The following is a 13177-nucleotide window of genomic DNA, read 5'->3' as shown; positions in this document are numbered from 1 at the left end:
TTCCCAACTTTAATGAGTTCTATTCCGATAATAAAAGAATATCTCCTTGCCGGATACATTGCAGACCGAGCGCACTAGCTATCAGATTAGCTATAACTTCAGAAGATTCGTCAGAGAATTCGACAGTCAGCCGACGTTCCTCCAATGCCGGTGAGACAACTTGTATTTGCAAACTATCCGAATTCAAATTCATGACTTTCAGAATGTTCGCTAACGATTCATCTTTAAATCGTATATGCTTAAAGAAGCTCCCCCACTCTTCATTCTCCTTATCTGTATCCAAAACGACTAATCGTTGTGATCGCACTACTACCGTTTCCCCCGCTTTTACATAACACTCCTGATTTCCTTTTTTTAGAGTAACCTTCACTATCCCTCTTTGTACGGATAAACGGAACGGAGCATTTTCATCACTTTGCACACTGAAAGCAGTACCTAGCACTTCAATCTTAGCTTGCTCCGTATCAATCCAAAAGGGTTGTCCCTGCTTCTTTGCTACGTCAAAGAACGCATTTCCCTGTAGACTCACTTCCCGTTTATCAGCAATAAAATGTTTCGGATATAACAGGGAAGTTTCTTTTGCCAAGAGTACGACAGAACCGTCTTCGAGAGTCGTTGCCAAAGTGGAAACACCTTGATTTTCCTGTGTAAGAAGATGCTGTGCCAGTTCTTTATCAGAACCGGTCACCCAATACAAAGTTCCCCAAATGACGCCTATCAAAACGGCGGCAACTGCTCCGTACCTGATCCATTGTGAATATTTGCGTGTATGGTGGCCTTCATCCACTTTCGCAAGTAAACGGTCATTGTCCAAGCGATTATACAATCGATTCCACGCCTGATCTGTCTTTATTTTATAAATATCTGTTTTCATCACTTCATGTGAATATAAATTTCTACTTCTTCTCGCAATGTCCGGAGGGATTTTGTCATTTCAGCCTCTACTGTCTTAACAGAAAGCGAAAGCTGCGTCGCTATCTCGACATATTTCCGCCCTTCCAGACGATGCATCTCGAAAATCCGCCGTCTGCGAACCGGCAGCTTTTCAAGGGTTCCATTTATGAATCTCTCCAATTCCTCATACTCCATCTGTTGATGAGGATCTGTTGACTGCTCCGGGTTGGAAGTGGTCAATACAGTTTCACGGTATCTGTTCCGAACTTCCTCGTGTTCGCAATACTGCAAAGATTGATTACGAGTCGCTCTATACAAGTAACTTTTAACGGACTGAAAGATCTGTAAGCGCTCTCTTTCTTTCCAAAGTACATAAAAAAGTTCCTCCACAATCTCTTCAGCCACTTCCATTTGCCCGGTAATGCCTGCCGCATAACAGCAAAGAGGAAAATAGTAACGGCGAAAGAGTTCCTCAAACGCTTTTATGTCACCTCCCTTTATCTTTTTTAGTATGAGCAGTTCATCCAGCATACTTGCTTTTCTTTATTTGACCTCAAATATAAGAAAACTATCCCTGTTTCAATTCGATTGCTTTTTTAATTTATCCACTGCGTGCTCCAAAGATTCCGTAGGTTCGATGATATTGTAGTTTCCCCAAAAGTCCGGACTCCAATATTCGTCTACTTTATCATAGAATATTTGATTCAAGCTGAAGGCTTCTTTGTTGGGAATAGTCTCCAACATTCCTTCTCTCTTGTCGGTCACGACCATTTCGGAAGCTACTGTATAGCTTGTGGAAAACAGTTTCTTCTTCCAGTCACATTTGAAACGGATTGTGTTGCTAATGTAATTCAGATAAGTTTTTCCCTCCACATCTTTATAAGTGACCAGGTAGGACAGCTCTTGCGGCTTGAATCTTAAACCGAGAGGTTTTTTATATAGAATGGCAGTGGTTGCCTTCGATTTATCCTGCATGTCCAGACTCATCTCTATACGGGTAAATGACAAGCGTTCACGATCGATATATAATTTGCCATACAAGAGAGCATACATAAGGATTACCTTCGGGCGGAAATTAATAACATACTGCATACGGTTATCTATAAGCATGGATTCCGCCATCCAGAACTCATAATTATTCAATTCTTCCATATCGAGTAATGCTCCCTTGTTCTTCACAACATCCAAAGTGATGCTCAAGTTAGGGCCGCCAACAACCTTGACAGCTAATGTATCACTCGCTTTCTGGCTAAGCAGGCGACGTCCCTTCACCACCCTTACTTTGTCATAATTAGTATTTCTATTAGTGTAGGCTGTTTTGGACACATCGATCACAGCCTCCGATATACCGATATACCGACGCCCTTTCTGTACAGTCTCCCGATAAAATCCCGTCAGCATATCACGCTTATCACTATAATTTAGAGGAATCTTACTGATTGCCTTCTCTACAATCATACGTGGATTTTCAGCAAACACCACCACTTCATTCAGCAGGTTGGCATGAGGTGTCAGCCAAACCGTCAACTTAGAGGGTGTTTCTTTCTCCAGAGAGATATGATTATTTACATAACCTATATGTGAAATCTCCAGTTCGCGCAGCGCTTCTGTTTTTTTGATTTTCAAAGCAAATTCTCCTTCCGCATTCGTCACAGTGCCGATATTACTGCCATGCACAGATACATTTACGTTCTCCAGAGCTTTTTTATTTTGCTTGTCTTTCACCATACCAACGATTGTTAGATAATCTCCGGCATCTCCTTGCGCCCACACAGGAAAGCTACAAAGCAGCAAACAAACTGACAGCCATCCAACCAAGTGTTTTTCTACATTCTTCATACTGATGCTTTTTAAAGGTAAATAAATTACGTTTCTATTTATAAGAGCGCTCAGACTGGAAATACCCTACAGCTTTTACAAAAAAAAGAAAAAGAAATCATATTCCAATATTATATCCGGGAATTAATAGTAAATTTCCCGGCAGATTAATGATAAAAGCAATCGCCATGATACGCAAATTAGACAAGACCGAATATGACCGGGCTACCTCATTAGCATTGGAGGTATATATACAATGTGGAGCGGAAGACTTCGATGAAGAAGGTTTGAATTCATTCAAAAGTTTTATCTTTAGTGAGCAACTTATGAATGAATTAGTGATTTACGGGGCTTTTGACAATGAAAATCTAGTAGGCATTATGGGAACGAAGAATGAAGGGAAGCATCTATCCCTGTTCTTCATCGGAAAAGAACACCACCGTAAAGGCATCGGCAAACAATTATTCAATTTTGCAATCAAGCATTGCCCGGTAAATGAAATGACGGTTAATTCATCCACATACGCTATTCCTTTTTATCAAAGTCTGGGCTTCGATAAAATTGCCGGGAAACAATGTACCAATGGGATAACATATACTCCGATGAAATTTACGATAAGCAACTTCAAAGAATAATTCCCGGTAATCACTGATATAATTGTTAATTATGCTTGTGAATATGTATTTCATATAAAAATAGTTTCTACCTTTGCGGCCGTTATGATGAAGTACATATTTTGTATACTATTAGGCGTATTTCTGTGTTGGGGATTCCATCTGATTTTCAACGAAGCACAAGAGGCATACCGGTTAGAAGCCGGTAGTAACGGCATACAAACCTATTCCTATTCATATACCTCTAAAGCTAGCATTATACAACTGGATCAAGAACAGAAACTAGTCAAGACAAAAGAATACGCCGGAAAGCAAAATTACAATAACGATAACGGCGTTTTAAATCCATTTTCCTTCCGCCACCTCTCTCCCTTAAAAATACTAAGATTCAATATTCCTTCTGTCACTATCCGCATACTAAGCTCGCTAAAGATTCAACTTCCTAAAAATCAATGGACAGGTTTTTCATATTATACCAATCTTTTTAAATATTCCGATAGATATCATATCTATTCATTAGGACACATACTCATTTAGCCATTTTATATCTTTTTTCGGCATAGGACAATTCAAGTCTTTTATGCCCCACTTTCTGTTTGCCTCCACCATTTGAGTGAAAAAAGAATTCACTATGGTCTGGAAGCCTATAACATTCTTTCATTACAATAATAACCAAAGTATATAAAATGGACTTTTTATTGGATTTTATACTTCATATCGATCAATATATGGTGATGATTGTGCGTGATTATCATGCCTGGACATACGCCATCTTGTTTTCTATCATCTTCTGTGAAACCGGATTAGTGGTCACTCCTTTTCTTCCCGGTGATTCTTTACTCTTCGTTGCAGGAGCCATTTCAGCATTACCCGATATGCCCATCAGCGTGCATATACTTGTCATTATCTTATTTGCTGCTGCCGTATTAGGCGATTCCTGCAATTACATGATAGGACATTTCTTCGGCCGAAAGCTGTTTAATAACCCCAACTCCAGGATATTCAAACAAAGTTATCTGGAGAAAACACACGAGTTCTATAAAAAGTATGGTGGGAAAACAATTATTCTAGCCAGATTTGTCCCGATAGTACGCACATTTGCACCTTTCGTAGCAGGAATGGGAAAGATGAATTACTACTATTTTATGATGTATAATTTAGTTGGTGGTGCGCTCTGGGTTGCCGTATTCTGTTATGCTGGTTATTTCTTCGGCGACCTTCCGTTTGTGCAGGAAAACCTGAAATTACTGATTGTAGCCATCATATTTATCTCTGTATTGCCTGCCATTATAGAGGTAGTACGTGCCAAACTAAAATCTTAAAAACAGCAAACTATAATCTGTATTCATTTGTTACTAATATAAATAGAGAAGAAAAAAACAATTTAAAGTTTTTACACTTATGAAAAATTCTTTTTTTAGCCAGTTTACTCCAAAGGAGCCCAAATTTTTCCCTTTACTGAAACAGCTATCAGAAGTGCTCTGCGAAGCATCAGTTGTTTTAATAGAAAGCTTGCAACATGACTCACCTACAGAACGTTCGGACTACTACAAAAAAATCAAAGACCTAGAACGGGAAGGCGACAGACTGACACACCTGATTTTTGATGAATTAGGTACTACCTTTATCACTCCTTTCGACCGCGAAGATATTCATGACTTAGCTTCCTGCATGGATGACGTCATTGACGGAATAAACAGTTGTGCCAAACGAATCTCTATTTACAATCCCCGTCCTATTTCAGAGAATGGCAAAGAGTTGAGCCGTTTGATTCAGGAGGAAGCGATCTATATATGCAAAGCCATGGACGAACTCGAAACATTCCGTAAGAAACCGACTCTTCTCCGTGAATACTGTTCCAAACTGCATGAAATCGAGAACCAGGCGGATGATGTATACGAATTCTTTATCACCAAACTTTTCGAAGAGGAAAAAGATTGCATTGAACTTATCAAAATAAAGGAGATCATGCATGAACTGGAAAAAACGACCGATGCCGCAGAGCATGTAGGTAAGATTCTCAAAAACCTGATTGTAAAGTACGCATAAAGCAAGCCGGAACACATGGAATTATTAGTAACTATCATCATTCTGGCTCTGATATTCGATTATATCAACGGCTTTCACGATGCAGCAAACTCAATAGCTACCATCGTATCTACCAGGGTGCTTACTCCCTTTCAAGCTGTAATATGGGCTGCTTTCTTCAACTTCGTAGCCTTCTTCATTGCCAAATATATAATAGGTGGATTCGGTATCGCCAATACAGTATCCAAGACTGTGGTAGAGCAATATATCACCCTGCCCATTATATTAGCAGGAATTATAGCGGCTATCACTTGGAACCTGGTTACCTGGTGGAAAGGGATTCCGTCTTCTTCCTCACACACCCTTATCGGAGGGTTTGCAGGAGCTGCCATTATGGCAAACGGATTTGAAGCAATTCAGCTTAACATCATTCTTAAAATTGCAGCCTTTATCTTTCTGGCTCCTTTTATCGGAATGGTCATTGCTTTTGGTTTCACCCTGTTTGTCCTCTACATCTGCCGACGCGCACATCCTCACACAGCCGAGCAATGGTTCAAGAGGTTACAACTCGTATCCTCCGCCCTCTTCAGCGTCGGACATGGCTTGAACGATTCACAGAAAGTAATGGGTATTATTGCCGCTGCCATGATAGCCGGCCATTCAATGGGATTGGGCATGGGTATCAACAGCATCAATGACCTTCCCGACTGGGTTGCTTTTTCGTGCTTCACAGCAATTTCACTCGGTACGATGTCCGGTGGCTGGAAAATAGTGAAAACAATGGGAACAAAAATTACCAAAGTAACCCCATTGGAAGGAGTGATTGCCGAAACAGCAGGTGCTTTCACTCTCTACATTACGGAAATGTTGAAAATCCCCGTTAGTACTACACATACTATCACAGGAGCGATTATTGGAGTAGGTGCAACTAAACGCCTCTCTGCCGTTCGTTGGGGAGTAACCCAAAGCCTCATGACTGCCTGGATTCTTACAATTCCAGTCAGTGGACTCTTAGCTGCAGCTATTTATTATATTGTTTCCATCTTTTTATAGATGGAAACATATTATCTATCAGGAATGTTATAATAAATAAACCCACATCTAATGTCACACTTGCCAACTTTGATTGCCGACCTTGCGCTGATATTAATATCGGCCAGTATCATAACCTTGTTGTTCAAATGGCTAAAACAGCCTTTAGTCTTAGGTTACATTATTGCCGGATTGCTGGCAGGTCCTTATATTAATATTTTCCCTACAGTAGGAGATATTGAGAATATCAATATATGGGCAGAAATAGGTGTTATATTCCTGCTCTTTGCACTCGGACTGGAGTTTAGTTTTAAGAAGCTCATGAATGTAGGTTCCACAGCTTTTATAACGGCTATCACCGAAGTAATCAGTATGTTGCTCATTGGATATTTGGTGGGACAATTATTAGGATGGGGCACTATGAATTCCATTTTCCTGGGGGGAATGTTGTCTATGTCGTCCACTACAATCATTATCAAAGCCTTCAATGATCTGGAATTGCGTAACCAACGTTTTACCGGTATCGTATTCGGTACTCTGGTAGTGGAAGACCTGATTGCTATCTTAATGATGGTGCTTCTTTCCACAATGGCAGTGAGTCAAGACTTTGTGGGTGAAGATTTGCTGATAAGTGTGCTCAAGGTCGTTTTCTTTTTAATCCTGTGGTTTCTCATAGGTATCTTCGTTATTCCGGCCTTTCTCAAAAAAGCAAAGAAGTTGATGAATAACGAAACTCTTCTGATTGTCTCTCTCGGTCTTTGTCTGGGAATGGTGGTATTGGCTACTTACACAGGTTTTTCAACAGCGCTAGGAGCATTTATCATGGGATCTATCCTTGCCGAAACCATCGAGGCCGAACATATCGAACATATCATACAACCGGTAAAAGATCTCTTCGGAGCTATCTTTTTCGTTTCGGTCGGTATGCTAGTGAATCCGGCTGTATTGGTAGAATACGCCTGGCCTGTCATCATCATTACACTGGTTACCATTATCGGCAAAGCCATTTTCTCTTCGTTTGGCGTACTCTTATCCGGAGAACCACTGAACACTTCCATCAAATCCGGATTCAGCCTGGCACAAATCGGAGAGTTTGCTTTCATTATTGCCGGACTGGGTGTTTCGCTCAAAGTGCTTGATCCGTTTATTTCACCTATCATTGTGGCTGTATCTGTTATTACCACTTTCACGACTCCTTACTTTATCCGTTTAGCCAATCCTTTTGCCGAATGGCTTTACAAAATATTGCCTACTAAAGTACAGGAGACATTAGATCGTTATGCTTCCGGCAAGAAGACCATGAACCACGATAGTGACTGGAAGAAATTACTAAAAAACATGATTGGGAGAGTTGTCATCTATAGCGTACTGCTCACTGCTATTTGGCTGCTGTCGATACAAATCATTTATCCCGCCATCAGCGAAATGTTTACTCCTATCACTATATGGATCAAACTGGTGATGTGTCTGGGTACTCTTCTGCTTATGACTCCTTTTTTATGGGCGCTCATCTCCAACAAATACAACTCTTCGGAATTATTCCTGAAGCTATGGAGAGACGAGAATTACAATCACGGACGCCTGGTTTCCCTGGTTCTGGGACGTGTATCTGTTGCTCTTTTCTTTATCACTAGTGTAGTCATCAGCTACTTTAAACTAAACTGGGGAATAAGTGTGATTATTGCCATAGCCGTAGTAGCATTGATTCTTATTCTTAGGGAAGACCTCACGCAATATTCACGATTGGAAACAAGATTCCTTGCCAATCTTAACCGACGGGAAGAGGTAGCTAAAAAACGGCACCCGCTAAAAACAAGTTTCAATAGCGAATTCAATGATAAAGACCTTGACTTGACATCTATCCTCGTATCGCCTTATTCCGATTACATCGGCAAGTCTTTAGGAGAACTTTCATTCAGGCAAAATTTTGGAGTAAATGTCGTCGCGATCACTCGTGGCGATCTGAACATATATATACCGAAAAGCTCTGAACACATCTATCCGCAGGATAAATTGACAGTAGTTGGTACAGATACGCAATTGCAGGAATTCAGAAATAGAATAGAAGATGTAAAAAATACATCAGATATGGATGCAGTGGATAAAAAGATAACTCTCCACTCTTTCACGGTAGACGAAGAATTCCGCTTTTTAAATCAGACCATCGCTCAGTCTCATTTAGGAGAGAAGCATGATAGCATTGTTGTAGCTATTGAACGAAATGACGAACTGATTACCTTGGATAAAGACACAACTTTCCAATTAGGGGATCTCGTCTGGATTGTAGGCAACCGGGAAAAGATTAGAGAAATACTGTACTTAACGTAATTTGTATCTAAGCCAGAATGGAATACAAAAGTAAAGTACACCCAATACAACAGCTTTAATGTTTTTGTACAGGCTGTATACTGCAATAAAGTTCTGATTCAAAATAAATACGTTACATATAAAGTCCAGATGAGGCTGAACTCAAAACTAAACTTGAAGTTCAGCCTCATCTGCTTTACTTATCTAACATTCTATTTACAAAGTGAGGACGCGTGAATGGCTTACTTGGTCCTACAGTTGGTTTAGCACTGCGCGTTTGTGATTTATTCTGTAAATCAAATACGGCAAACTCCTCATAAGACATTTGTGTACCCAAACTTCTTTCCATTATTTTATCATATATCGCTTTACGGGAAGGAGCATTAAATCCCTCGGTATTACTATTCATCATACTCTCTTCCGAAGGACGATACGCCCCTTTTATATAAGTACATGCCCCTTCAAATACTCCCAGTTTTTCTGACACATACCGATTATCATTCAAGAAAGCAGACCAAAGTACCTGAGATGGATCGGATGTAAAATCAACATTCTGCGCCCATCCTAATGTCTGCAGATACTGTACATTTTTTATTTCTTTAGAAGAAATAGTCCCATTTTCCTGATAAGCATACTCATCTTCCAATTTGGCAAAACCATGTCCAACAGCCTCGTGTACAAGTACCTGCCTGAAACTTTCACTTTGCAAATCGTATATCACCGGGCAATAAGCAATAGCAAACTCAACCACTTTCGTCTGATTAGTATAACCAAAATAAGTAGTTCCTGCATACGCAGGAGAATTTAGAATTACAACAGCCAATGTTTCACTCATATCTATATTATCCACGCATTGTACATAACGTTGTACAGCATTATCTTCACCGGAAATCCCCGTACTGTTTCCACCCGCCAGTTCACAACCAAGCGCTGTTTCATATCCTGTACCAAAAATATTGTGTTTCGAAACCGCAGTTACTGCATATACATTAAAATAATCTCGAAGTGACTTGATGGGTTCTTCCGTAAAAAGATTCTCAAAAGCTTTGTCCATAACCGCATCATAAGTTCCATCGTTAATTTCAGTATCTATAAATCCATCGCCCATAAGCACAATAGGAAGCCCTTTTCCCAACTTTGCTGTTTGCAGAACACGTACTTTTTTATCTGACGAATAATCAGTAGATTCACTAGCCACTTCCCCCCTTTGTATGATAGTAACCATCTCTACTACGATTGATTCCATATCAGTTACTTTCACAAAGTAGATATAGGCAGTACGGGAAACACCATCAGTATTAGGCAATACAGTCAGATTAAGCATGTAGGAAGAGGATGCACGAGTTTTTGTCTCCTGTGTCAGCCAAGTGCCAGTACCCAAAGAACCATAAATCAACAATTCATCTTCAGCTATATTCGTAGAGAATCTAATATCCAATTCCCCACCTTCAACAGATACATTATATATATTCTGCTCAAGATTCACAAATTCTGCCGATTCCTGCTCTATGGTAATGTCTTGCGTCAATGTCCCAGAAGTTAATGTAAGTGTTGCTGTACGTACATTTCCTGTTATATTCTCACTGATAGCAGTAAGCGTAATATTGCACGTACCCGCTTCTCCCGAAACCGGAGCGATTGTAAACCAATCCGCAACTGTACTCGCCTTCCATTCACGGGTACTCGTAAAACTGATTGTTACCTGCGAACCTTTAGCCGAACCCATCACGACATCTCCGACATTCTCTATCGAGAAGTTAGGATCTACTTCATCTTCAGTACAGGATACTATAAAAAACAAAAACAAGGGAAATAATAGAAGATAAATTGTTCTCATACCCATTACATGTTATTTTGTTATACCAAAGATAAGCTACATTTTCATTACCAGAAAATTTATTCGACAAATCGCCCTAAAAAAAAGACGTACGGACTTTTTTTTGAACTTTCCGATATAGAATAATAGTCATTCAGCAATTTTATTTCACTTCCTCAAAATCAACAGCATCTCTGTATGAGCAACTTGCGTGAACGTGTTGCAAATATAGTGCAAACCCGAAAATAAGCATCCATAAGCAACCACAGCTCTTTACTGCAAAAGTACAGATTTATTTGATAAATATCGTGATATAAACACATAATAATCAAATCAATAGGGTAATTTTAACAAAATATGCAATTCGAATACATACTAATTTAAGAAATCTTTAAGTGTAATAGTTGCAATTCTTAGTCCTTTTGCTTTTACTTGTAAGCCATTATCGGAAGTTAAAAGAATAGGATTTTCATTTTTAAATTTAAGTGCCACCGTTAATATGTTATTATCTGGAGATTTTTTATTAAAATCATTTGGCAATAAATCAGGATCAGAAAGTTCCATTGAGACATTCGGCTTATCCATTGCTTTATTGATCAATCGCAAAGCCGTTTCTACATTTTTTTTGTTTGCCGCATCAAGCTTAATTTTAAGTTTGTCCAACTCGTCTATAACTTTTGCAGACATGACAACTTGATAATGTTCATCAATCTTAGAAATAATATCTGGACAATTAACAAACACATTAGTATCGATGATATATATATTCTTTTGGGTGGTTGACTTAACAGATTTTTGTTTTGAAGTCTCAAATTTTGAGAGGTCTATTTTCCCTTTTAGATGCAAACTTATCCCGTTACCTTCAATTATACTATCTTTAAGTTTATTTGAATACTCATCTATTATTTCTGGTATAATACCAGAAGTTATTTTGATTAAGTACGAACGAACATCTCTATGGCATGATGTATTGAGTATTGATTTATCCGCAACAATTATTGTTAGTTGTTTTGCACGACTTGTTGCAACATTAAACAGTGCTCTATCAAGAGACATTCCAATCATTGTGTTAGGAATATAATAAATACAAACATCGCAAGTCATACCTTGAACTCGTTCAACTGTGTCGATGAGAACATTGTTTTTGCTACCATATTTACTTATAAAACTATTCTGTAACATTCTAACTGCAGCACGAAATTTTGTTAATACTGCAATATTCAATTTAGGATAAGATGATAATAAATCATTAACAATTCTAATAGTGAAATCACAGCTGCCTTTATCTACTTTCTCACCGATAGGCATCTCCTTAGGAATAAGAATTGTACCACCTTCCTTAGGAATATAGTGTATAGTAGTATTTGCTAACTCATACTTAAAGTCAGCTACCGATTTAATAGGTGTATGATAGAAAATACTTGTCAAATCCGCAGATTTTTTCAATAAACGATGTGTTTCTGTTAAAATAAACGACTTGTAGTTAAAGTTCTCACAGAGTGTTGCAAAACCATTTGCAAGCATAGCGAAGTCATTCCTCATAAGCGTTTCTTCGCTTAACAATACAATTGGCTGCATCTGGTTTTGATCACCAATCCATATAACCTTTCTTCCAAGATTTTTACATGCAGCTATCATTCCAAACAAAGCCTGACTTGCTTCATCCATAATTACATAGTCAAACGGTTGTTCATAATAACTTTGTTTAGCCCAACCGCTTGTATTATAGAATGTTGAGAGTGTAAGATTGCCAGAAATACATGTTATTTTTTTACTATCAATAGGACAAAGATTTTTGCAAGTAATAAGTTCATCAGAAGATACATTAGTTTTCATTACCCGCTTATCGGAGAGGTATTTTTTTAGGCTGTCCTTTTCTGCAAGTTCTATCAGTGCTCTGTTAGTCATGGCAGTAACAAGCACACTACTATTTTGGCTCAGCAAATGTGCAACAAGTTCAGCCATAAGATAAGTTTTCCCAGTACCTGGAGGGCCCTGAAATATCAGTTGAGAAGTGGATTCTAACGTCTTGACTATCTCTTCAACTTGTTCTTTATTTGAATTAATATGAATAGGATTCCATACAATAAACTTCTTATCAAAATCCAAAATGTCCTTGGCTACCATATTTGTGTCGTTGTTGTTAACGATATCAATAAGGTTCTGATAATAATCCATTGGTGGCTCTTGAGGGCCAAGGACAATTACACATCCTTCTTTGTTTTCTAGGAATTTAGCCATATCTATTGACAATCCAGTAAAACCACACAGTAGGAAACCATTGTCATCCGTTTTACCCTGCCAGACACAATGTACTTCCGAAAATTCGACTTGGTGACGACGCAAGTTACCCCAACTGATTTCTCCCCAATACCTTAGAATACTCATTTCTTTTTCTAATACGACTGCAGTAAAATATTCATTCTTGCGTGGAATTCCTTTATCCTTCTTAAAACGAAGTATAAGTTGCCCAGATCCCAATACGTTACGGTCTGCATTATTGGAATCAGCCATTTGTAAATCTAGCTTTACAAACTGTGTAACATACACTTCATTATCTGTTAATAATGCAATTGCTTTAGAATTGAGTTTCTTTAGATATTCTTCACTTATTGCTACAAGTTCTTTATCAAGAAATCTCTTATGTTGCTCTCTTGTATAATACATT

The 13177-nt window shown here is 38.6% G+C and carries 11 protein-coding genes; 6 read left to right on the top strand and 5 right to left on the bottom strand.

The window, feature by feature from the left end:
* Positions 1 to 19: 19 nt before the first annotated feature.
* From Bovatus_RS23750 to Bovatus_RS23740, 3 genes are read right to left on the bottom strand one after another with little or no spacing between them, the layout of a single operon-like run.
* Entirely contained in the window at positions 20 to 874 is an 855-nt protein-coding gene (locus Bovatus_RS23750; RefSeq protein WP_004302172.1) for a FecR family protein, read from the bottom strand.
* Entirely contained in the window at positions 874 to 1425 is a 552-nt protein-coding gene (locus tag Bovatus_RS23745; RefSeq protein WP_004302171.1) for an RNA polymerase sigma-70 factor, read from the bottom strand. Before Bovatus_RS23745 ends, Bovatus_RS23750 begins: the two co-directional genes overlap by 1 nt.
* A 48-nt stretch (positions 1426 to 1473) precedes the next feature.
* Entirely contained in the window at positions 1474 to 2733 is a 1260-nt protein-coding gene (locus tag Bovatus_RS23740; RefSeq protein ID WP_004302170.1) for a carboxypeptidase-like regulatory domain-containing protein, read from the bottom strand.
* Positions 2734 to 2900: 167 nt separating this feature from the next.
* On the opposite strand from Bovatus_RS23740, the gene Bovatus_RS23735 reads away from it, so the two are divergent.
* The 6 genes from Bovatus_RS23735 to Bovatus_RS23710 all read left to right on the top strand — a co-directional run bounded on the left by Bovatus_RS23735 (position 2901) and on the right by Bovatus_RS23710 (position 8714).
* The gene (locus Bovatus_RS23735; RefSeq protein ID WP_032843206.1) at positions 2901 to 3347 is read left to right on the top strand and encodes a GNAT family N-acetyltransferase; all 447 of its coding nucleotides are present in this window, start codon (positions 2901 to 2903) and stop codon (positions 3345 to 3347) included.
* An 84-nt stretch (positions 3348 to 3431) separates the two neighbouring features.
* Complete coding sequence (locus Bovatus_RS25750) at positions 3432 to 3863, top strand: hypothetical protein (RefSeq protein WP_004302168.1); 432 nt, start codon at positions 3432 to 3434, stop codon at positions 3861 to 3863.
* Between the two features lie 149 nt (positions 3864 to 4012).
* Positions 4013 to 4648: a DedA family protein gene (locus Bovatus_RS23725; RefSeq protein ID WP_004302163.1), complete on the top strand. Its 636-nt coding sequence runs from the start codon at positions 4013 to 4015 to the stop codon at positions 4646 to 4648.
* Positions 4649 to 4727: 79 nt separating this feature from the next.
* Entirely contained in the window at positions 4728 to 5375 is a 648-nt protein-coding gene (locus Bovatus_RS23720) for a DUF47 domain-containing protein (protein WP_004302161.1), read from the top strand.
* A 15-nt stretch (positions 5376 to 5390) separates the two neighbouring features.
* A complete protein-coding gene (locus Bovatus_RS23715; RefSeq protein ID WP_004302159.1) occupies positions 5391 to 6407 on the top strand; it encodes an inorganic phosphate transporter in 1017 nt (338 codons plus the stop codon).
* Between the two features lie 51 nt (positions 6408 to 6458).
* Positions 6459 to 8714 carry a cation:proton antiporter gene (locus tag Bovatus_RS23710; protein WP_004302157.1) on the top strand — a complete coding sequence of 752 codons (2256 nt, stop codon included), beginning with the start codon at positions 6459 to 6461 and terminating at the stop codon, positions 8712 to 8714.
* A 175-nt stretch (positions 8715 to 8889) separates the two neighbouring features.
* On the opposite strand, the gene Bovatus_RS23705 is transcribed toward Bovatus_RS23710, so the two are convergent.
* Positions 8890 to 10536 (bottom strand): M64 family metallopeptidase, encoded by a 1647-nt coding sequence (locus Bovatus_RS23705; RefSeq protein ID WP_004302155.1) that lies wholly within the window; start codon positions 10534 to 10536, stop codon positions 8890 to 8892.
* Between the two features lie 348 nt (positions 10537 to 10884).
* Positions 10885 to 13176: a PIN domain-containing protein gene (locus tag Bovatus_RS23700; protein WP_004302153.1), complete on the bottom strand. Its 2292-nt coding sequence runs from the start codon at positions 13174 to 13176 to the stop codon at positions 10885 to 10887.
* Position 13177 lies beyond the last annotated feature (1 nt).

It is taken from the genome of Bacteroides ovatus, from assembly GCF_001314995.1.
Lineage (GTDB): Bacteria > Bacteroidota > Bacteroidia > Bacteroidales > Bacteroidaceae > Bacteroides > Bacteroides ovatus.
The sequence above is the reverse complement of the archived record's forward strand: the minus strand, read 5'-3'. Positions and strand labels throughout refer to the sequence as shown.